The sequence below is a fragment of the Paenibacillus sp. FSL H7-0442 genome (assembly GCF_038593105.1).
Taxonomy (GTDB): domain Bacteria; phylum Bacillota; class Bacilli; order Paenibacillales; family Paenibacillaceae; genus Paenibacillus; species Paenibacillus polymyxa_D.
Map to the genome: position 1 here is coordinate 1680861 of NZ_CP151963.1, position 21174 is coordinate 1702034.

Annotated in this window: 20 protein-coding genes; 13 read left to right on the forward strand and 7 right to left on the reverse strand. The window is 41.9% G+C overall.

The window, feature by feature from the left end; all coding sequences use genetic code 11:
• Positions 1-16: 16 nt before the first annotated feature.
• The 5 genes from MHH57_RS07620 to MHH57_RS07640 all read right to left on the reverse strand — a co-directional run bounded on the left by MHH57_RS07620 (position 17) and on the right by MHH57_RS07640 (position 4577).
• Positions 17-1027, reverse strand: coding sequence for an aminoglycoside phosphotransferase family protein (locus tag MHH57_RS07620; protein ID WP_069012816.1), 1011 nt, complete (start codon positions 1025-1027; stop codon positions 17-19).
• 192 nt (positions 1028-1219) lie between these two features.
• A complete protein-coding gene (locus MHH57_RS07625; protein WP_342434996.1) occupies positions 1220-1783 on the reverse strand; it encodes a PepSY domain-containing protein in 564 nt (187 codons plus the stop codon).
• A gap of 118 nt (positions 1784-1901) precedes the next feature.
• The gene (locus tag MHH57_RS07630) at positions 1902-2495 is read right to left on the reverse strand and encodes a PepSY domain-containing protein (protein WP_318626817.1); all 594 of its coding nucleotides are present in this window, start codon (positions 2493-2495) and stop codon (positions 1902-1904) included.
• Between the two features lie 22 nt (positions 2496-2517).
• Positions 2518-3879, reverse strand: a complete 1362-nt coding sequence (locus MHH57_RS07635; RefSeq protein ID WP_340954921.1) for a HAMP domain-containing sensor histidine kinase — start codon at positions 3877-3879, stop codon at positions 2518-2520.
• Positions 3876-4577, reverse strand: coding sequence for a response regulator transcription factor (locus tag MHH57_RS07640; RefSeq protein ID WP_342434997.1), 702 nt, complete (start codon positions 4575-4577; stop codon positions 3876-3878). Before MHH57_RS07640 ends, MHH57_RS07635 begins: the two co-directional genes overlap by 4 nt.
• Before the next feature lie 252 nt (positions 4578-4829).
• Between MHH57_RS07640 and MHH57_RS07645 the strand changes: the two genes are divergently transcribed.
• The 3 genes from MHH57_RS07645 (at position 4830) to MHH57_RS07655 (ending at position 8400) form a co-directional block, all read left to right on the forward strand.
• A complete protein-coding gene (locus tag MHH57_RS07645; protein WP_029516529.1) occupies positions 4830-5516 on the forward strand; it encodes a response regulator transcription factor in 687 nt (228 codons plus the stop codon).
• Positions 5513-7096, forward strand: coding sequence for a HAMP domain-containing sensor histidine kinase (locus MHH57_RS07650; protein ID WP_209949845.1), 1584 nt, complete (start codon positions 5513-5515; stop codon positions 7094-7096). Before MHH57_RS07645 ends, MHH57_RS07650 begins: the two co-directional genes overlap by 4 nt.
• Before the next feature lie 122 nt (positions 7097-7218).
• Complete coding sequence (locus MHH57_RS07655; RefSeq protein ID WP_342434998.1) at positions 7219-8400, forward strand: WD40 repeat domain-containing protein; 1182 nt, start codon at positions 7219-7221, stop codon at positions 8398-8400.
• 191 nt (positions 8401-8591) lie between these two features.
• Here MHH57_RS07655 and MHH57_RS07660 read toward each other — a convergent pair whose 3' ends face one another.
• Both MHH57_RS07660 and yhbH read right to left on the reverse strand, forming a co-directional pair.
• Positions 8592-10034 (reverse strand): SpoVR family protein, encoded by a 1443-nt coding sequence (locus MHH57_RS07660; RefSeq protein WP_069012807.1) that lies wholly within the window; start codon positions 10032-10034, stop codon positions 8592-8594.
• Entirely contained in the window at positions 10031-11197 is a 1167-nt protein-coding gene (yhbH, locus tag MHH57_RS07665; RefSeq protein ID WP_029516533.1) for a sporulation protein YhbH, read from the reverse strand. Before yhbH ends, MHH57_RS07660 begins: the two co-directional genes overlap by 4 nt.
• A 165-nt stretch (positions 11198-11362) precedes the next feature.
• Here yhbH and MHH57_RS07670 point away from each other — a divergent pair, with 165 nt between their 5' ends.
• The 10 genes from MHH57_RS07670 to MHH57_RS07715 all read left to right on the forward strand — a co-directional run bounded on the left by MHH57_RS07670 (position 11363) and on the right by MHH57_RS07715 (position 21161).
• Positions 11363-12076: a response regulator transcription factor gene (locus MHH57_RS07670; protein WP_340931772.1), complete on the forward strand. Its 714-nt coding sequence runs from the start codon at positions 11363-11365 to the stop codon at positions 12074-12076.
• A gap of 35 nt (positions 12077-12111) precedes the next feature.
• On the forward strand, positions 12112-13149 hold the full coding sequence (locus tag MHH57_RS07675) for a HAMP domain-containing sensor histidine kinase (RefSeq protein WP_341039135.1): 1038 nt from the start codon (positions 12112-12114) through the stop codon (positions 13147-13149).
• Positions 13150-13293: 144 nt separating this feature from the next.
• Positions 13294-14217, forward strand: a complete 924-nt coding sequence (locus MHH57_RS07680) for an ABC transporter ATP-binding protein (RefSeq protein WP_190298922.1) — start codon at positions 13294-13296, stop codon at positions 14215-14217.
• Positions 14214-14921 carry an ABC transporter permease gene (locus MHH57_RS07685; RefSeq protein WP_025723953.1) on the forward strand — a complete coding sequence of 236 codons (708 nt, stop codon included), beginning with the start codon at positions 14214-14216 and terminating at the stop codon, positions 14919-14921. The genes MHH57_RS07680 and MHH57_RS07685 overlap by 4 nt, the downstream gene beginning before the upstream one ends.
• Positions 14922-14935: 14 nt before the next feature.
• Positions 14936-15670 (forward strand): ABC transporter permease, encoded by a 735-nt coding sequence (locus MHH57_RS07690; protein WP_029516537.1) that lies wholly within the window; start codon positions 14936-14938, stop codon positions 15668-15670.
• A 225-nt stretch (positions 15671-15895) separates the two neighbouring features.
• Positions 15896-16588: an ABC transporter ATP-binding protein gene (locus MHH57_RS07695; RefSeq protein WP_029516538.1), complete on the forward strand. Its 693-nt coding sequence runs from the start codon at positions 15896-15898 to the stop codon at positions 16586-16588.
• Positions 16589-16605: 17 nt separating this feature from the next.
• The gene (locus tag MHH57_RS07700) at positions 16606-17736 is read left to right on the forward strand and encodes a radical SAM protein (protein ID WP_342434999.1); all 1131 of its coding nucleotides are present in this window, start codon (positions 16606-16608) and stop codon (positions 17734-17736) included.
• A gap of 419 nt (positions 17737-18155) precedes the next feature.
• Positions 18156-18761 carry a hypothetical protein gene (locus MHH57_RS07705; RefSeq protein ID WP_342435000.1) on the forward strand — a complete coding sequence of 202 codons (606 nt, stop codon included), beginning with the start codon at positions 18156-18158 and terminating at the stop codon, positions 18759-18761.
• A 319-nt stretch (positions 18762-19080) separates the two neighbouring features.
• Positions 19081-19422, forward strand: coding sequence for a response regulator transcription factor (locus tag MHH57_RS07710; protein ID WP_342435001.1), 342 nt, complete (start codon positions 19081-19083; stop codon positions 19420-19422).
• Between the two features lie 257 nt (positions 19423-19679).
• Positions 19680-21161: an ABC transporter ATP-binding protein gene (locus MHH57_RS07715; RefSeq protein ID WP_342435002.1), complete on the forward strand. Its 1482-nt coding sequence runs from the start codon at positions 19680-19682 to the stop codon at positions 21159-21161.
• The last annotated feature ends 13 nt before the right edge of the window (positions 21162-21174 follow it).

Below are 21174 nucleotides of genomic sequence, written 5' to 3' on the forward strand. Positions count from 1 at the left end.
TGCTCCTCACTTTCTTTTATACATGAGCCCACTCCTGCAAAATATGGATGATTTGTAATCGAAGAGGCCACGACTGATCCCAATGGTCCAGGATTTCACGATCTCTTGAACGGTGCGGGTGTCGGGAAGCATGCCAGGCTTCTCGTGGTAGTTTATATAAAGCCGTAACAATCTTCCGTTCAGTTCGGCTTAGTGGCTTGCGTTTTTGGTATCCCTTCAGCAAGGACTGCACAAATTCAGGATTGAATTGAGTCGTATTCATAAGGGCCTTTGCCAAATCAGCATAGACTGAGCCGATCTTAACCCGATCCCAATCAATGATTTTGAGATGACCATCATCCGAAATAATGACATTTGGGGTAGTGATATCACTGTGTATCAAGGAGGGGTGCCGATGTTCCATCCGAAGTAGCCTTATGATGGATGCATCCTGCAAATCCTTCCATGCTCGCCTGGATAAACGTTTGCAGTTTTCGCCGTGAGCATTGTACCAGTTGCGGTACGTTTTATCATGGCGACTGTTTTTTATCATTTTTTTTTGAAAAAGACGATCTTGGTTTTTCCATATCCGCAATTGTTGAATGGTCGGAGGGGACTTTACTTTATCCATCCGATGCAAGCCGGTGGAGGTGGCGTGAAGTGTGGCAAGTGCCCGCCCCAGTTTTTCGAAATCTTCAGCGGTCTCCAGTCCCCGTCCTTTGACCCACTGGCTTACATAAAATGGCGTTCCTTGATATAGAGTCCATAACTTGCCGGAATGAATGGGGAGCCATGCGGGCATGTAGGTATATTTTCTCTTTTTCAAAAGCCTTATATGGCTCGCAGCTCGTTCCATCTGTTGAATCGTATTTGAACGGACCATCTTTGTACGACTAAAGGGTTTTAATGCATAAGTTCCTTTTTTCGTTTTCACCTGGATCACTGCATTTTTTCGGTATAATGATGAGACTAAGCTTGATTTTAATGGAATCAAGCCGAAACGACGGGTGATTTTGCGAATCTGTGCTTTAGTATAGGATTTCGCCATAAGAACCTCACTTGACTTTGAATTGAAGAACAAGGTAATCCTCTGTTAGTTATCAGTCTATTCATAAGGAAATAATAGGTGCAGTTTTATGAAGCTATCTTCGTTCTTTTCTTGTGTCACATGGGTCAAAAAAAACGGAGCAGCGAAAGTTCGCTGCTCCGTTTTAATTAGCTCTGTATTTAGTTACCCTGATTATTGACCTGGGTGATAATATTCGTTGTCAACATCTTCGTCTGTATCCACGATTGTGCCAGATGATGCATGGATTTCAAGTTCAACGGTTCCATCGTTGGTGAGTACCTTTACCTCGTAGATGAACTGTCCATCTTCCTTATCCAATTTAGAAGACAAAAGGGTACTCCCGGGCACGTGTTTAAGCGCAATTTGCCCAGCCTGCTTTTCAGTCAGGGTGATGTGATTTGGCTTGTTAAGGATGGACTCGTCATTCGAGTCATGATCAAGCTCAGAATGGGAACGGATGGTTTTCCCAGTATAAGCATCAACATCTATATCCCAATCTTTATCTCCTTGTTGGAGATCCACCTCATAGTAGACCTTTCCGTTTTTGCGCTCCAGTTCGACATCTTCAACTTGTGCATTATTCCCCACAGCTTTCTTGGCAATGTTGGCAGCGGCGGTCGCTCCAATAAGACCCGTAGGTTTAGCGGCCCATACGGCACTCGCTGAGACACCCGTAACCGTAACTCCAAGCAGAACCGTGGCTGCCATAATTCCTAATGTATAATTTTTTTTCATTACATCATTCCTCCTTGTGCTATAAGCATGAATACAGCTTATCTCTTGAACATGAGAGGAACATAATAGAATCATGAGAAAACCATGAGAAACATGAGCTAAGATGATCGTCAAATCGTCATGATTCGTCGTGCTCCTGTTTTTCTTTTTCCCAAGTTATAGAGTCAATAGAGCCCGATACTGCATTGACCTGTACTACTGCTTCACGCCCATCTTTTACCTCAACCTCAACCAGATAGTAGAGGCCTTTGTCGTTGCGATGAAGCTCAATATCATCGGATGTTCCGTTAACTGCTTGGGCAGCAAGCTTGGCTGCTTCTTTCTCCGTAATGACGAGAGAAGCTGGGTCAGGTTTATTAGTTGGATTCGATGTGTCTCTGGTTGGTGAGGTACCGGGCTTGTGGTCCTGGGGCTCCTGCTTCGCATCTGTATAAGCCTGTGCCCGCTTAATGGATTCGATGACACTGTTATAGGCATTGGCCTTTATGTCGTACTTGCCTTTAGGGTGTTCCAGCCTGATCAGATAAAAATCACCCAAGCGTTGGGATTCAAGCACCTCGCCGGGATACTGATGCAAAATGGATTGGATGACGGCCTTTTCTTCCAATGGAGAAGCTGCTAACGACCGTGCCCAAGGCCACTGTAAAAGACAAATTGTGATCAATACAGCCGCCAGCGTACCCCCAATCATCCACACATAGATGGCTTTCATCGTTATTTCCTCCTTTGGCTTATTATTTTGGAACGGCAGGGAGGATGATCGTTGCAGTTGTTCCGCTTCCCTCTACACTTTCTAGCCCAATTTGAGCATGTATAGCTTGTGCAATTCCTGTAGCTAATGATAAGCCTAGCCCAGCCCCACCTTCCTCGCGGCTTCTGGCTTCATCCACACGATAGAAACGGTCGAATACTTTAGATAACTTTTCTTCCGGGATTCCAATTCCTTGATCTGTGATTTTTATGCAGGGTTGAGTTGTGCCGTCCACGGTATCAATCATCAGGTATATCGGCTCGTCACTGTATTTGCGTGCATTATCCAAAAAGATAAATAGGAGCTGCTTCAGCTTATTTTCATCGGTATAGCCATTGCAGTCTGCCTGTACATCCAGTTGAATTTGTCGGGCGAACGCATTTTCAAATGTAGTCTTTAATTCTGTCGCGATGCTGGTCAGGCGTACAGACTCCAGCACGACATTCCACTGTTCTTCGTTTCTGGCCAACAAAAGAAGCTGCTCTGCCATGTCCTTCATTCGGATCGCCTCGGAATGGATCGCTTCAACGGATTCGGCAAAAATCTTGGGATGCTGCAACCCCCGCCGTTTGAGCAGGCTGGCATAACTTTCAATAATGGTGAGCGGCGTCTTCAATTCATGGGACGCATTAGATACAAATTGTTCTTGCCTGACGAAATTTCGCTCCAGCAGTTCAATCATGTCATTAAATGTTTCACCCATTTCGACCAGTTCGTCGCGTGATGATGAATGGAGCGGAAGACGTTTAAATTTCCCGCTGCGCTGAATTTCTTTCATCGTGCTAATCATAGATGTAATGGGACGTGTAATCAGTCTGCCGAGCAGTCTTCCCGATACCACGACAGGAATGAGCGCAATGCCAGTGACAGCAACAAGTACGATTCTGAGTACCTGTAGCGTCTGCATCGTCGGTTGCAGACTTTCGGTCACCTGGAGATTGACAACCTCGCCATTGGTCCAAATCATGGGGAGCGATACAAGAATGTAACGGTTGCTTTCATAGGTAATGATGCGAACCTGCCGTGTTTCATCAAAAACGCCCTTCATCAAGCTAAGAGATTGCTCGGAAGAAGAGGTGATAGGGGGAAGAAAGTCGCCTTCTGGTTTCATTAGCCGAAGCATGCCATCCAGCGGTACATAGGCTCGGAGAAGATCCTCAGCGGCTACGGATACCGGAGCACGTTGAATCCCACGAATCATGTTCTCTGCTGCGGCCTCTACCTGGTCTTTTCGACTGTCTATCGAAAGTTGGCTGAATAGGAAATAGACTGAGAAATGAATGGCCACAAGTAAAATCCCGAATAATAACGAGGTATACGTATGGATTTTGTTTTGTAGCTTCATAAGGATTCCTTCAGAACATAACCAATTCCGCGTACAGTGTGGATCATCTCAGGGAGCTGGCGCGTAGGGTCGATTTTATTGCGCACGTAGCGAATATACACATCGACCACATTGGTATCGCCCATATAATCTATACCCCATACATTTTCCAGTAATTGTTCGCGGCTAAGTACCTGTCGCTGGTGTCTAAGTAAATGAACGAGCAAGTCAAATTCTCGCGGTGTAAGCTCAATGTTGTGCTCTCCTCGAAGAACTTCACGAGTACCTTCATGGAGACGTAAATCTCCGGCACTAAGCCATTGATCTACCACTTGTGGAGCCATGTCTTTCGTTGCACCCACTCTGAGTGCGGCCCGTACACGTGCAAGCAGCTCTTCGATCACAAACGGTTTGGTAACATAATCATTGGCTCCCAAATCGAGCCCCTCGACCTTATCTGCAATGGAACTTTTAGCCGTCAGCAAAATGACAGGAACGTTCGCATCATGCTTACGAATCCTCCGAAGTAGCTCGATGCCATTGAGACCGGGAATCATAATATCCAGCAATACTAGATCCCAATTGCCTTTGCAATACGTTTCCAACCCATCAATTCCGTTTTTTTCTTTACATACTTGATAGCCTTCAAATTGAAGCTCGATCTCTAGAAGCCGGGCAATCTTCTCTTCGTCTTCTACGATCAAAATAGAATGTTTCATGATCATGCCCTCCTGTAGGCGAATAGCCGATACGGGAGTATTTTAGCATATACGGACAGGTAAGACACTTCAAAGCGCAAGGCAGTGAGGGAAGAGATGTTTATACTGCGTCATATTTCCTTGACATTAAAAAGGGACAAAGTGTAACGATAGCGCTATGGAAAGTTGCAGTAACATAAGTTCAGGCCGCGGGCTTGCCCTTTGTCGCCAGGAGCGTAAAATAAAATGAAGCGAAAGCAGGGAGGGCAGGACATGGATAAAAAAATACTGATAGCGGACGATGAGGCGAGCATTCGAAATGCGCTGGCTTATGCGTTAAAGCGAGAGGGTTTTTTGGTGGAAACCGCCGTTGACGGGGAGGACGCCTTGGAAAAAATACGTTTGTTCCATCCGGATGTGCTCATATTGGATGTGATGATGCCCAAACTGGGTGGATATGAGGTGTGCCGCCGTTTGGAAAGTCGGAAGGGCATCGGTATTTTACTGCTGACGGCCAAAAACGATATCGTTGATAAGGTACTCGGACTGGAGCTGGGTGCGGACGATTTTATGAGCAAACCGTTTGATCTGAGGGAGCTGCTCGCTCGTATTAAAGCATTGGTACGGAGACTGGAGCGAGAAGGAGCACCTGCCCCGGAAGGAACAGAAATGGTACTCGGCCCATTACGGGTACGTCCGTCCAGCCGAACAGCTGAACTTGGAGCCATAGCGCTGGATCTGACCCCCAAGGAGTTTGATGTGCTGGCGCTGTTGGTGTCTCATGCCGGAAGGGTGTATACACGGGACGAGCTGCTGGAGCAGGTATGGAGCTTCGATTATGTGGGCGGAACGCGGACGGTGGATATTCATATCCAGCGTTTGCGCAAGAAGCTTGAGCCGCATCAGGCGATATTGCAGACCGTGTATGGTATCGGCTATAAGGCAGAGAAAATGACGTGAACGAACATCATTCACTCCATCAGCAAGGAAGCTTGCGGTCCACCCACCAGCAGAAGCGCAAACGCAAACCTACAGGCTTGAGCCTGCGTTGGAAATTTCCGCTGGTACTGGCGGCTTTGCTGCTGTTTACTGTCGGTGTGCTGAGCTGGCTCGTGCTTACTGGTATTCGCGCTAACCAGACAGACCAAATGGAACGCAGCTTAAAGCGTCAGGCCGAAATTGTAGAAATGCGTGTAAAACAGTCTTACCTGTTGGGAGTGCGCCAATCACCGGAAGACTTTATGAAGAAGCAGGCACCTGGGCTCGCAGTGGAACTGGGCGTATCCAGTAATATGCGCGTTATTTTATATGATGGTCAAGGGCATGAGGTTGGCAATTCTCTACCGCTGGCTTTTAGAACAGATGTCAGCCAGGCGCTCTCCTATGCGATCCAAGGCAAAATTGCATACATTACGGAAGGAAGCGCAATCACTTATTTGGCTCCGCTTCAAGGTCCGGACGGCTTACTGGGAGTGGTACAGCTTCACAGCTCAATAGAAGCGCAGCAGCAGTTCTACCGGGCCATTGCCCACTTGTTTCTATGGACGGGGGGTGCGGTGCTGGTATTGAGCTTTATCTTAGGTTTAGGCTATGTCAGCCGCCAGACGAGGGACATCGGAAGACTAACTCGCGCTTCTGAACAGATATCGGCAGGGCATTATCCGGAAGCCAGACTGCTTCGGCGGCAGGATGAGCTGGGAAGACTGGATGAAGGAATGCTCCAGATGAGCCATGTGATCCGGGAGAGCATTACCGCGCTGGAAAACGAAAAGCTTCGGCTGGAAGAAACGGTTCAGCGTTTGAGAGAGCTAGAGCAGCAGCAAAAATCTTTTATTGGAAATATCAGTCATGAACTAAAGACCCCGTTAACCTCTATTCAAGCTTATGCTGATTTACTGGATATGTATGGGGATGATCCTGAACTGGTGCGTGAAGCGAGAGAAAGCATCAGTAAGGAAACAAAACGGTTATACGAGCTTGTCGAGGACTCGCTGCGGCTATCTGTGCTGGATAAATATGATTTTGAATTGCATACGGAGGTTGTGGAACTGCATTCGTTACTGGAAGATGCGGGGAGCCATATTCGAGGAAAAGCGGCAGCGCGTAGACTGGATTTTTCGATAGATACCGTTCCAGCCCAGGTGTGGGGAGACCCTAAGCATCTGATGCATATTGTACTAAATTTGCTGGATAATGCAGTAAAGTATAATCAAGACGGTGGATGGATTACGTTATCGAATCGGGTAGAACAGGACACTGTGATTGTGTATGTACGCAATTCCGGTCCGTGGATTCCTAGGGAGCAATGGGACATGATTTTTGAGCCGTTTGCTACTTTAAGTCGTGATCGATCTCGCCAGGACAGCGGTACGGGACTCGGTCTTCCTCTGGCACGCAGACTGGCGGAGCGCATGGGGGGAGAGTTGCAGCTTACAGCTTCAGATTATAGTAGCTTGGAAAATGACAACAGGCATACAAATGTAAGTGGAAATGAATTTTCGCTTAGACTCCCTCTCTTGGTTCACGATGGCTCCCTGTAAACGGCCAACTGTTAGCACAGGGCTAGAATGGTGTCTTGTTTACAACTTGGAAACAATTCGATGTATTCATGAGATGTTCGGGCATTAAACTGGGGGTATCGTTAACAAGGAGGCCGTTGTACATGATAAAGAAAAACATAGACAGCTATGGGCAAAAGAACGGTTCCTCTCATCGCGAAGATTCCCGTACAAGAATTTTCAGACAGAAAGCCACTGGGCTGCTTATGACCGGCTTAATCGCCGGAGGATTGCTCAGCGGTTGTGGCATGAAGAGCGCAGGAGAGACAAATCCAGCATTCGGTATGAAACCGGGCCAACAGCTTACTGTGATTGACACGGATGCAGCCCAGCAGCAAGTAACGGACGAGCTGGTGGTATCGTCTATCGACAGGCTGGGGGATGTCTACGCGAGGTCTTGGCTGAGTGACGAAGAGCTGATTGTGGAGCGTAAAACCCAGCTGTGGATTCATAATGTAGAGACAGACAAGGAGCGGATTTTAACACCAGGTCGTAAAGCTCCACAGTTACTTGCTGTGGTATCACCGGATCAGCGCCATGTCTTCTTTACTGAAGGTAGCCCCAACAGCAAATATGATATTCAGGGCTACATTTTGGAACTAAGCAGTGGTAAGGTTACATCGATTGGCAAGTTGGATATGACTAACGAAGTGAGCTGGAGCGATGAGAATCATCTCATTACAGGCACACCGGATGGTAAAATCCGACTGATTGGTCTGGACGGCAAAGCTGAAGAATTGAATTTTCAAGATCCGAATCGCTCTGAATTGATGTCTCATGTTGAAAAAGTGGGTAACGCCATATTTTATACAGGCAGTGATAAACAAGGGTATCCAGTGCTGAATCGGTTCACCCTTAATCATCCTCAGGCTGTGACCATTGCAGAGGGTGCCATGTCCTTTGCCGTGTCGCCTGACGGTAAGTCTATTGCCATTGAAAAGCGGAAATGGAATACATCCGAACCAGCCCGTATGATCATTTTGGATGAACAGGGCAAAGAGAAAGGAATTGTCGGGCAAGGTACTTTAATGAGTCGTGGAAGCTGGTCCAGTGACGGGTCCAAGCTTGCTTTTTCCATTTATGATGAGGATCAGCAAGGCATGAGAGGGCTGTATGTATTTGACCAGTCCACGGGTAAAACCACTCCGGTTACGACCAATATCCAATCCTATGACAGCCCAACGGTATGGAGCCCATCCGCCCGGTTTTTATCCATGTACCAGAACATTTCGGAAGGTGGAAAACAGCTCAATCAAAGCTATATCGTCGAATTTAAGGAAAAGTAGTAAAAGGCGTATATCCGTTTGTTCGGAATGCGCCTTTTTAAATGCAGACTGGCTATTGATTTTATATGAGAATCAATTTCATAACTCATTAAAGTTTGATGGTTGTAACTAGAAATAGACAAATTAAAACATTTTGATCTATATCTAGTTTTAATTGAAGCAGCTAGAGGTATTATGAAATGGATGCATGACTATACAAATTTACGATGATGCTTCTTACCGTCATATGAGAATAAGGCGAGCTTACCCTCAATCATCGTTTCCAAATGAACGGTGCGCCCCCACAGCTGATATACATACGGAAGCGTGCGCTCCATATATTTTAAATCTAGCTCAATGCCTTCGTACTGGTGCTTGAGCTTCAACTCGCCCGTATGCAGGTAATCTCCATCCTCGACGACGATATAAGGGGAGCCTCCATTCACACGTGAAAACACGAGCTGATCCCGTATGTTTTCCCAGGATTTATCGGTAATTTTCCAATCAGGTCCTCGTTTCTCAAACACGTACAGATCCAAATCCTCTGTCAGCTTCTTGGTCATGTAATTGCGTATAAAAGAGGTGTCTGAGTCAAACTCTCGCACCTCGAACATTTTAGCTCGACCCTCGCCCGGTTTGCGCCCTTGTCGCTCTTGCTCCTCACGGGTTGGGTTATCCCAACGTTTTTCAATATCCTCAAATATTTTCAGTCCCAAATAGTACGGGTTCAGGCTTTGCTTGGAAGGCTGTACGACAGAAGCGTTCAGCATCGCAAATTCAACGGTTTCCTCCCCGGTCAAATCCAGTTCCCTGACAATCCGCTGGTGCCAATAGGAGGCCCAGCCTTCATTCATGATTTTGGTCTCCATTTGGGGCCAGAAATATAGCATTTCGTCCCGCAGCATCGTCATAATATCTCGCTGCCAGTCCTCCAGTACCTCGGAGAATTCCTGAATAAACCAGACGATATCTTTTTCAGGTTCCGGTGGGAACTGGCGTACCTTAATACCCTCGGTCTCGGCCGAATCATGCTGCTTTACTGTGTCCAGTGACCACAGATCATCGTAAGGTCCGATGGGACGCTGGTGTTTTTTGGGTTCTTTTTGCTCCTTGATTTTGAGTTCCATATAGCGCTGTTTATCCAGATGCCTTGGTTTGATAAGCTGTGGGTCTACATGCTCCTGTATCGCCAGTACAGAGTCAATGAAGGATTCAACAGTCTTTGAACCATATTCCATTTCATAGCTGTTGATTCGATCTGCTGTGGCCGACATACTCTCCACCATATTGCGATTAGAAGCTGAAAAGCGGGCGTTGTGTTTGAAAAAATCACAGTGTGCCAGTACATGAGCGACAATTAGTTTATTTTGCACCAAAGAATTTCCTTCCAGCAGGAAGGCATAGCAGGGATTGGAGTTAATGACCAGCTCATAAATTTTGCTCAATCCAAAATCGTACTGCATTTTCATCTTGTGAAACGTTTTTCCAAAACTCCAGTGGCTGAAGCGCGTGGGCATACCATAGGCTCCGAACGTATAAACAATATCCGCCGGACAAATCTCATATCGCATCGGGTAGTAGTCGAGCCCGAATCCATCTGCAATCTCCATAATTTCTGATATCGCATATTCTAGCTCCTTCTGGTCGGTGCTCATCCCACCGTTCCCCCTTCCCGTTTGCGAAAAAAGGTGCGTAAGGCTTGGTATACCTCACCTTTCTCCTTGATGACATAGTACATAAACTGATCCTTTTTAATATTCTTGTAGGCTGACATCAACGTGCTGCTGCGATTATATTGATTCACTTCGCCATAGCCGAACATATTGCTCCGCTTTATAAGTTCCTCGATTAGCTTCACGCACCGCTCATTGTCCGAGGTCAGGTTATCGCCATCCGAGAAATGGAAGGGATAAATATTGTAGCTGGAAGGAGGATATCGTTTATCGATAATCTCTAGGGCTTTCAAATAAGCGGAAGAGCAGATCGTGCCGCCACTTTCTCCGCGGGTAAAAAATTCTTCTTCCGTAACCTCTTTAGCCTCGGTATGATGCGCGAGAAAGACAATTTCCACCTTTTCATACTGACGGCGCAAAAAGCGGGTCATCCAGAAAAAGAAGCTGCGAGCACAATATTTTTCAAAAGCGCCCATTGAGCCTGAGGTGTCCATCATGGCTATAATGACCGCGTTGGATTGGGGAATGGTCTTCTCTTCCCATGTCTTGTAACGAAGATCGTCCGGACTAATATGATGAATGCCGGGCTTCCCTTCACGGGCGTTGCGGCGTAGATTTTCGAGAATGGTTCGTTTCTTGTCAATGTTCGCTTGCATGCCTTTTTTACGTATATCATTGAACACGATAGATTCAACCTCAATTTGATCCTTGTCTTTTTGCTGTAAATTCGGCAATTCCATTTCCTCGAACAGCATATCTTCCAGCTCTTCTATGCTGACTTCCGTTTCCATAATATCGTGTCCCGGCTGGTCGCCGGCTTTCTCACCTTTACCAGGCTTCTGGGAGGCAGAATCACGCCCGATGACATCTCCCACCTGACTATCTCCATCCCCTTGGCCTACATGCTTTTGCTTTTGATAGTTATAAATGAAGCGATATTCATCCAGGCTGCGAATCGGCACTTTAATAATCTGTTGACCGTCCGACATAATAATATTTTCTTCCGTTATCAGATCGGGTAGATTTTGCTTAATGACATCTTTGACCTTCTGCTGATGACGTTGCTGGTCCTGGTACCCTTTGCGATGCAGCGACCAATCTTCGCGGGATACGACGAATGAATATGGCTGGCGTGGTTCTGGCATTATTAGGCACCCCCCCAAGTGGATACACGGCACAGTTTGGCCTTGTTGGTTATTAAGTATATTCACGGGGATGAACGATATGTGATGGAACTCGATTTAAATTCTGCCCGTTTGCTTTTATAATGAAAGTAAAAAATGTAAAAAAAGAATGGAGAACCTTGGGTTATGGAAGAAATTGCAGTACTTATAGTAGACGATGAGCAGGGATTGCGGGATATGCTGACAACGGTGTTAAAAAAAGAAGGGTTCCTTCAAGTTAAGCATGCTGCAACGGGGCGGGAAGCGCTGCAAGTCGTGATGGAATCTCATATAGATGTGATTGTACTTGATGTCATGCTGCCTGATAGCGATGGGTTTGAGATATGTCGTCAAATGCGTCTATATACGGATGCCCCTATTCTTTTTTTGACGGCAAGAGATACAGATCTAGACAAATTAATGGGGTTCGGTATCGGAGGAGACGACTATATTACCAAACCGTTTAACCCGCTGGAAGTCGTTGCCCGTATGAAGGCACGAATGAAATATCGGAAAGTTTCGACAGTGGCCATGAAACCGACCTTACGCACTTTAGATTTTGGATATTTTCGACTGGAACTGGAATCCGGTGTGTTGTATGTGGAGGACAAGCAGGTCGAGTGTCCGGCACGTGAATGGCTGCTGCTGGTATTTTTGTGCAAGCACCCTAACCGTATTTTCAGTGTACGGCAGCTTTACGAGGCGATATGGAGCGAGGCCTTCTTGGGTGATGAGAAGACCGTAGTGATTCATATCTCCCGTTTGCGGAAAAAAATAGAACCTGATCCCAAGCACCCGCAATCTTTAATCAATGTAAGGGGGCTTGGTTATAAAATGATGTCAGTCAAGATGGAGGAATGAGGATGAACTCTCTGGTTAAGATGTCCTTCCGTTTTATGAAAGTAACGTTATGTTTTGTACTGGCCTATGTCCTATGTTTTGTTATTTGCACGATCTTATATATTTTTATAAAAAGTATATTTGGAGCATCTCAAAATATAAATATTAATCTATTCTGGACAGGACTTGGTATCGTGCAGAGTGTTGTGTTCATAGCTGCCTACGGATGGTATATAGGCAAACCTTTGGTGTATGTAATTAAATGGATTGGAAATATTGCGACGGGGGAATTCCAAGCACCGCTAAGTGAACTGGAACTACCGGAGCGCAAAAAAAATCAGAAAAATAGCTATAAACCTCCGTATCAATTGTATAAAGAAGTTTTTGAACAAATGAACATCTTATCGTCTCAATTGCGCAGCAATGAGGAAGAGAGAGTGGAATTAGAGAAACGAAAACAGCAGTGGGTAGCAGGTGTCAGCCATGATCTCAAAACACCATTATCTTATATTGAAGGATATGCGGCCATGCTGACTGCTCAAGAGTATGATTGGTCCGATGAAGAAAGAAGAAGCTTTAGTATGAGTATCAGTGAGAAAGTGACTGAAATGAAGCAGTTGATTCAGGATTTGAATGCTTCTATGCAGCTTAAGGAAAGTCCACTGCCCGTCCAATTGGAGAAGGAGGACATTGTGGAGTTTCTCCGTAGTGCAGTCATAGATATCGCTAACCATCCTTCGGCTGAGCAATACGAATTTTCTTTTACGTCCATGGAGGCGACTTGTATTATGTCCTTCGATAGCAAGCTATTAGGCAGAGCGCTGCAGAATTTTTTGATTAACGCCATCATTCATAATCCTCCAGGTACACACGTTTCCATGGAAGTGAACAAAGAGAACGATAAGCTTCATATTTCTATCGAAGATGATGGAATAGGAATGAATCCTAATGAGTGTAAGCAGGTATCTCACTCCGAAGGGCATGGAATACCTATTGCCAAAAGCTTTATTGAAGCGCACAACGGAACGCTTCATATCCTTTCAGGCAGTAAAGCGGGTACAAGGATGGAGATTTCACTGCCGCTAAACAACTAACTTTGTAACATCGAATCTCACATTTTGCAGTGTGCTCGATTTTTTTGCCTGTTGTTTAGGGACTGTTTACTTGATGTTAACTTTACTTCAGTAAACTGTATGTAACTTAAACTTCAGCATTAGAAGTCGAGAGGAGATCAGGAAGTGTCTGAATATGTAATACATACACAGCAGCTAACTAGGCGTTTTGGAAAGCGGGAATTTGTAAAACGAATAAATCTCCAGGTACCTGGACAACAAATTTATGGGTTTTTGGGACCTAATGGGGCGGGTAAAACAACCACGATTCGTATGCTACTTGGGCTGATTAAATCCACCTCCGGAGAAATTGAGATTTTTGGGAAAAAGCTGAAGGATCAGCGTATGGAAATATTAAAAGATGTTGGTTCCTTGGTTGAATCACCTGCCTATTATGCCCATTTATCCGCATATCGAAATTTGGAAATCGTTACAACCATGCGTGGACTGCCGACCCGAAGAATTCATGAAGTGCTGGATTTAGTGAGATTAACCAAGGATGCGTATCGTCCGGTAAAAGGATATTCCTTGGGGATGCGACAAAGACTGGGGATTGCTATGGCGCTTATTGCCAACCCCAAATTATTGATACTTGATGAACCGACGAATGGTTTGGACCCATCTGGTATTCAGGAAATTCGGGAGTTAATTATGAGCCTCCCTGGTGCTTACGGAATGACGGTACTGGTTTCGAGCCATTTATTAAGCGAAATTGAGCAGATTGCAACCTATGTAGGAATTATTAATCAGGGTGAAATGATCTTCCAGGGAACGATGAAGGAACTCACCGCCAAAAGCAAGCCTCAATTATTCATTGAAACCCCAGATCCTGTTCTGGCTGCCGGTGCACTGATTCAGCATGGATGGACAGCTGGAGCTGAATCAATTGAACAAAATGAGGTCGTGACTCCTATTGTAGATCGGCAACAATCTTCGGAGATGATCAAGGTGCTTGTGGAACACAATCATCCCATTTATCGGGTCACAGAGAAGAAAAAAACATTGGAGGAGATATTCCTGGAGCTGACAGGTAAGGAGCGAAGCTTATGATACTCCGGGTTATAAAGTCAGAGGGGCTTAAGCTGAAGAAAATATGCTGGTGGATTCCTCTTATACAGGGGTGTGTACTTACAGGTATGACTGCCGTGGAATGGTATCTTTACTTTCGGCAAGGACCAGGAGGTGTCTATGCTGGTTTTGCCGTTATGTTTATGTTCCTTTCGTTTGTGATGCTGCTTGGCGGTACACTTTTGGCGAGCATTATGGCCGGTACAGAGCATGATACTCAAACATGGAAGCAGCTTATGGTCATGCCTGTTCCCAGAAGCTATATCTATTTATCCAAAATTGTATGGATCGTGATTCTGCAGTTGGGTACCGCCTTGATCACTGTAGCAGGTATGAGCCTCATCTGGGTGTTATATACAAACGAACCCATTCCTTGGCGGATCATGCTGTTACAGCCGATTAATGCAAGTTTGGCTACCCTACCAGTACTTGCAATTCAACTTTGGCTGTCTACACTTTTCACTAATCAGGCATTCCCATTAGCGTTTGGTATATTCGGCTCTATTGCAAGCTTGTTTTTGGCACGCACAAGTATTCTGTGGATTAAAATATTGCCTTGGTCGTACCCTGCCCTATCAAGTCCTCTAATGAAGGAACACATGATTTGGGTAATCGTTGCTTTAAGTGCGGGAGTCATCTTTACGGGACTTGGTACATTACAGTTTACCAAGCATGAATTCAAATAGAGAGGAGAAGATACATGGGCTCTATTTTACGCGTAGAGACGATAAAGCTTCAATGGATCATGGTATGGATTCTCATTATATTGGATGCGGTCATAAATTCTTTAATGGGAGTCCTCGAGCTGAACGATTTGAAACAGTTTTTTTCGCCCAGCTGGTTAACTTTATATACGTATTCAGCGCAATTTCACTCTATGTTTTTTTATCCACTCTATTGTGGAATTATCGCTTCTCTTTTGTGTGCGTATGAGCATCGGGATGGGGGATGGAAGATTTTATTAAGCAGCCCGTATCCTCGTCAGCAAATTTATTATGCAAAATATATATTGCTCATTCTCATACTGGGTCTTGATCAGCTTATATTTATATTGGGCTATTTTGTAAGTGGAAATATAGCAGGTGCTCCAGGAGAAATCCCTTGGTCTGTCGTTCTTTCTACCGGCTTGGGAGGGTGGATCGGGATTTTTCCCCTGGCAGCACTACAGCTTATGCTCTCGATAAAAATTCGGAATTTTGGAGCTTCTTTGGGAATGTCTATTTGTTGTGTGGTTCCTAATATTGTCATAACGGGCTTTCACTCTTCCATAGGTGCGTGGTTTCCTTTTACGATTCCTTATTATATTATGATGCCGCAAACAGCGACTTATGCACCCAGAGTTGAGCCTTACAGCCTCGGCTTGATTGTCATTTTTACGTTTTTAGCCTATCTGTATGGTGGAAGAAAGATGTTTGTGAATAGGGACTGGTTGTAGTTAGGATAGCATGAGGATGTAATCCATAAGCGATCCTTTCAGTCGACAAGTTAATTGAAATAAACAATGATTACAAAAATAACGACAAAATCTTGCGGAAAAATTGCGTTGTTTACTTTCAAATCAGATAGTAATATATAGAAGAAAGAGCACTTCTTTTGGAAAAAATGTGAAAATAAAAAAGTTTTAAATAATATTATAGGATACTTATAAGGGGTTGGTATATTGGATTATATATTGAATTGTAATAATGTTACAAAGAAGTATGGTAGTAAAAAAGCTCTTGACTCATTAACTCTTTCAATAAAGCCTGGAACTATCTTAGGACTTCTTGGTCCCAATGGAGCAGGGAAAACGACATTAATGAAACTCATCGTATCTCTGCTGAGGGATTATAGAGGTGAGATTCGTATTAAAGGTTTGAAACCTAGTGTTGAAACGAAGAAGATCGTTTCTTATTTGCCTGATAGAGAATTTCTTTACCAGTGGATGACCATCGAGCAAGCTATTGCTTTTTTTGAACATTCTTTTGTCGATTTTAACCGAGGTTTAGCATACAAAATGGTGAAATCATTGGGTTTGGATATAAACGACAAAATTAAATCTTTATCTAAAGGAATGCAGGAAAGATTAAGTATTTCCTTGGCTTTTGCAAGGAAAGCAACGCTGTATATTTTGGATGAACCTTTGGCGGCTGTGGATCCTTCTACACGGGATAAGATTATACAAATTATACTTGATAACTTTGATCCTACTAGTGCGGTTATTATAAGTACTCATTTAATTAATGATGTTGAAAAATTGTTTACTGATGTAGCATTTGTGAATGACGGAAAGGTACTGCTACAAGGAAATGTAAAAGATATAAGAGACGAATATGAACAGTCTATAGAGGAAATATTCAAGTCTATGATCTAAGATGAGGAGGATTAATTTTGCGAGTTTCATCTTACAACGAATATTTGCTATTAAATGATTCTGATGAGGAAAGTTATTTAATTTATAACAGCTTATCGAATGGATTCGGTGAAATACATAAGGGTTTGTATAATGCCTTAATTCAAAAAGATATGGACTATCTTGAACATTGTGCAGAGAAAGAACAATTACTTCAAGGTCAGTTCCTATATGTAGGGCCTATAAAAGAACTAGACCAGATGGAGGAACAGTTCAAAATAGTTAGACATCAGAATGAGACCTTGAATTTAACTATTTTGCCTACATTTAGCTGTAATTTTAGATGTTCTTATTGTTTTGAAAATTTGACTTCTAAATCAGGAAAGAGAGCTTTTTCGCAAAAAATACAGAATGAAATTCTGACTTATATAGAAAAGTCGGTTGAAGAATTACATTTTAAACGTATTATTGTGAATTGGACAGGAGGTGAACCATTACTTGAATTTAAAAATATAACCAGTCTTATGGAGCGTATAAACTTTATCGCTAATAAAAATAAAATATCCATTGATCATTTTATGGTAAGCAATGGATATTTACTTACATCTGACCGGGCTAAGAAATTGAAAGAATTAGGTGTTAAAAGGATCCAAATTACAATAGATGGTTCAAAAAAAAGCCACGATCAAAGAAGAATATTAGCTAATAAAGAGGGCACTTTTGATAAAATTATAGAAAATATTAATAAATCATGTGAATTTATCCATATTACGATTAGAACAAATGTGGATTTGGATAATATTCATTTTATGAATGAGTATATTGAATATATGGGAAGGCAACTTTTCAAAGACAAGGTAAGTATTTATTTTTCAGCAACTACTGAATATAGCGCAGGGGGATGTGTTAGCAACAGCAGTTGTTATGCGAATAAAGATTTTTCAAAGGTAATTATAAAATTATACGAATGCGCATTAGAAAAAGGATTGAATATATCTTACTATCCTCAGTATGAACCGGTTGCTTGCGCTGCAATCGCAGCTAACTCTATGGTCATTCAGCCAGATGGAGGTATTCAGAAGTGTTGGAATACGGTTGGAAATAAGAACTATTTAATTGGACATATTAGCGAAAATTTTAGTATTGAACAACTTAATTCAAATGCTTAGTTTTAACTTTCGTCATCAATAAATCTGGAAAATTTAACTATAGCTATTAATATATTTGAAAGGAGGTGAGTTGAATGCGGTGGATTGTAAAACCTCAAAAAGTAATGAACTCTGTAACTCCTGCATTTTGTCTTGTAGATAACAAAAATTCTTGTGTCTTGTATGTTTAAACAAAATCTTCTGTATTACCGCCTGTTTTTTACTAAACAGGCGGCTATTTCATTGAAAAGGGGCTTAATATGTTATTTTCTCATATATTTAAAGTAGAAATCAAAAGACATTTTATGGTGTTTGCTATTCTTACGATCTTAAGCGGTATATTTAGTCTTCATTTTTTAATTAATAATCATCAACAATTAGCATTCTCTTATCTACTAATCAATATGGTTATAGGGATATTGATACCCATTTACATATTTATGGACTTTTACAATGAGTTTTTTATAGGAAAAATGACACTTAATCATATGCTACCACTCAAAACATCAAGTCTATTTTTTATTAAATCAATAGTATTTTTAATTGGAATTATGGTTGTATGGGGGGCAACTCTCATAGAGATTTTTCTTAATCCGCAAGGGTTATACTTAACGCGCATTGTGCAGTCAACTAGTCCTTCCGAAGGTATTTTATATTTATTTTGCTCAAAGTTTTTTGGAATGTTAAGTGGGCTTTCATTGATGGGGTTTGCAATCTCTTTAGCAAAATGGGTGAGTAAAAAGGTAGCGACAGGTCACCTATTGATTGCCTTTATTTTTATTGCAGTAATCGGCTTTCAATTTGCTTTAATAATAAAAGGGTCTTGGCATTGGCATTGGAGCATTGGAACATCATCACTAGAATCTTTTAAACAGTACGCCAATATGCTTACAATAAGTACCTTTTCCAATCGACCAACCTTTCCCGACATTAAAGAAACAATTCATTGGGATTCAGTAGTAATGAATGTAATTGTTACAATAATTTCAGGAAGTTTTGCAGCTTTACTATTTAATTCAAAAAGGTACGAAATTTATGGTAAATAAATTGGTTTACATTCAGTGAGCCTTTATTTTAGCTCTAGGAGGCAAGGGGGTGATCGATATAAATACCATTGTAATCATAGAAAATCAATTGACTTGGCAAAATAAACTCAAAGTATGGATTGAGCCGGAAAAGGACATGTATGCATTTTTTTTTAGATCGTATACTGATTTTATTGAAAAAGGTATATTTGAGGATTAGCAACTATTAGTTTGTGATATAGAATTAATCAGTTTGGATGAGCTGGAGCCCATATACAGAAGAGATCGGCCAATAATAATAAGCATTTCAAACCATAAGTCTCCCAAAATAAAGCAGTTATTGAAACTTGGCATCTCCGGCATTGTGTATAAGACAGCTACATCGGCACAATTGATGCGGACCATTCGTAATGCTTTAGATGGATTGGCTACGTTACCAATGGAATTATTTCAAAGCTTACATACCATTCCAGAATATGATGATATATTAATCAGCCCTAAGGAACGCTCAATTCTAGAAGGGTTAGCACTAGGAAAAAGCAACAAAGAGCTAGCAGCCCTTTTATATGTTAGCCAGAGGACAGTCGAATATCATTTGACACATATATTTAGTAAATTCAATGTTCATACAAGAACTGAGGCCGTAATGGCAGCTAAGTCTAAAGGAATAATTCATATGTGAATACCTTTTTCTGAAGGCAGGAAAATGACTTTATTTCTATTTAAATATAAATATAGGTTTTTTGTAGTCATTTTTATGATCAGTCTCGCTAGTTTGCTCGATATTTATCTAGCCTTTATATTCAAAAGTTTAATAGACACCGCCACATCGCAGGGGGAAAAGCAGTTTATTGAAATTTCCTTAATTGCAATAGGCTTCATTATAATTAACTCTCTCGTAAAAATGTTTTATCGCAATCTTCTTATCTCTGTAAGACGGTGTTGCTTTTAAAAGAGATTGTTTTCCAACATATTCTATATAAAGACCATTCTCAGTTTACTTCAAACCATAGTGCAAAGTACATTTCGATCATGAATAATGATATTAAAATGATTGAGGATGATTACTTAAAAAATATATTTTCTTTGACCAGTACAGGAGTTTCGTTTTTGGCGGCTCTTTTTGCTATGTTTGTTTTGAGTCCTAATATTGTTGTTATATTACTTTTACTTACACTAATATCTATTTTAATTCCACGTATTTTTGAAAAAAAAATCCGAGCTGGAAAACGAAATATTGCAGATGCTTTAGAAAAATTTACGATAAAAATAAATGATTTTTTTTCTGGATTTGCTGTTATTAAAAGCTATGGAGTAGAGCAACATGTGGAGCAGCAATTTAGTTTGAATAATACTGTCGTTGAAAATAATAAGTATTTATTTTTTAAATTAAATGCTTATGTAAGCTCATTGAGCGATGTATTTGGCGGAGTAATGTTTATCTCTGTATTTCTTGTTGGCAGTTTTTTATCCATTCGAGGAGCTATCACACTAGGTACTATGATCGCTTGTGTACAGTTGACTAATAAAGTTGTCAATCCAGTATATATGAGTATTCAATACATAACTCAAATTAGGGCATTGCGTGATATTTCGGCTAAAATATTAGAAATTTTACACGAAGATCAGGATGGTAACCAATATATAAAAAAAACATCAATAGAACACTCAGTTCGTTTTACAAATGTGAGCTTTGGTTATGCCCGAAATCACCTAAATTTACATGATATTAACATGGTTTTGAATAAAGGGGGGAAATATGCCCTTGTAGGGCCTAGCGGGTCTGGAAAGTCTACTTTGCTTAAGCTCCTAATGAAACAATATGATGTTTATGATGGAATTATTTATGTAGATGATTTGGATTTAAAGTTCATATCTGCTGAGGATTGGTGTCGGTTAGAATCGGTTGTGCAGCAAGACGTTTTTTTATTCGATGGCAGTATTAAAGAAAATATTACAATGTATCAATCGTTCCAAGATGAGATTCTTTCCAATGTGATAAGTGCCTCTGGGCTTAATAAACTTATCGATAAATTGCCTTATGGTTTGGACACACAGATTGGTGAAAAAGGAGGGAGGCTATCAGGGGGAGAAAAACAAAGAATTGCGATTGCCAGAACCTTAATTAGGCAAACACCGTTATTACTCCTTGATGAAGCAACTTCATCTTTGGATAGTGAAACGGCGAATGCCATTGAAGAGGTGATATTAGGTCTCGAAACTATTACATGTTTGGTAGTAACGCATCGTTTGTCTAAAGCTGCATTGCAGAAATATGATAAGATATTTGTTATGTCAGATGGAAGAGTAGTAGAAGAAGGTTCCTTTGATTATTTAATAGAGAATAAAGGTTATTTTTATCATTTATATAAATTTGTAAATGATTCTTCAATAAATCAGACACAACCTATATATACTTGATTTCACGATTTAA

Excerpts from the sequence above, each read along its gene's own strand:
- MHH57_RS07625 (WP_342434996.1), bottom strand. The coding sequence starts at position 1,783 with ATGAAAAAAAATTATACATTAGGAATTATGGCAGCCACGGTTCTGCTT.
- MHH57_RS07620 (WP_069012816.1), bottom strand. The coding sequence starts at position 1,027 with ATGGCGAAATCCTATACTAAAGCACAGATTCGCAAAATCACCCGTCGT.
- MHH57_RS07630 (WP_318626817.1), bottom strand. The coding sequence starts at position 2,495 with ATGAAAGCCATCTATGTGTGGATGATTGGGGGTACGCTGGCGGCTGTA.
- MHH57_RS07635 (WP_340954921.1), bottom strand. The coding sequence starts at position 3,879 with ATGAAGCTACAAAACAAAATCCATACGTATACCTCGTTATTATTCGGG.
- MHH57_RS07660 (WP_069012807.1), bottom strand. The coding sequence starts at position 10,034 with ATGAGCACCGACCAGAAGGAGCTAGAATATGCGATATCAGAAATTATG.
- MHH57_RS07655 (WP_342434998.1), top strand. The coding sequence starts at position 7,219 with ATGATAAAGAAAAACATAGACAGCTATGGGCAAAAGAACGGTTCCTCT.
- yhbH (WP_029516533.1), bottom strand. The coding sequence starts at position 11,197 with ATGCCAGAACCACGCCAGCCATATTCATTCGTCGTATCCCGCGAAGAT.
- MHH57_RS07670 (WP_340931772.1), top strand. The coding sequence starts at position 11,363 with ATGGAAGAAATTGCAGTACTTATAGTAGACGATGAGCAGGGATTGCGG.
- MHH57_RS07685 (WP_025723953.1), top strand. The coding sequence starts at position 14,214 with ATGATACTCCGGGTTATAAAGTCAGAGGGGCTTAAGCTGAAGAAAATA.
- MHH57_RS07705 (WP_342435000.1), top strand. The coding sequence starts at position 18,156 with ATGGACTTTTACAATGAGTTTTTTATAGGAAAAATGACACTTAATCAT.
- MHH57_RS07690 (WP_029516537.1), top strand. The coding sequence starts at position 14,936 with ATGGGCTCTATTTTACGCGTAGAGACGATAAAGCTTCAATGGATCATG.
- MHH57_RS07645 (WP_029516529.1), top strand. The coding sequence starts at position 4,830 with ATGGATAAAAAAATACTGATAGCGGACGATGAGGCGAGCATTCGAAAT.
- MHH57_RS07675 (WP_341039135.1), top strand. The coding sequence starts at position 12,112 with ATGAAAGTAACGTTATGTTTTGTACTGGCCTATGTCCTATGTTTTGTT.
- MHH57_RS07640 (WP_342434997.1), bottom strand. The coding sequence starts at position 4,577 with ATGAAACATTCTATTTTGATCGTAGAAGACGAAGAGAAGATTGCCCGG.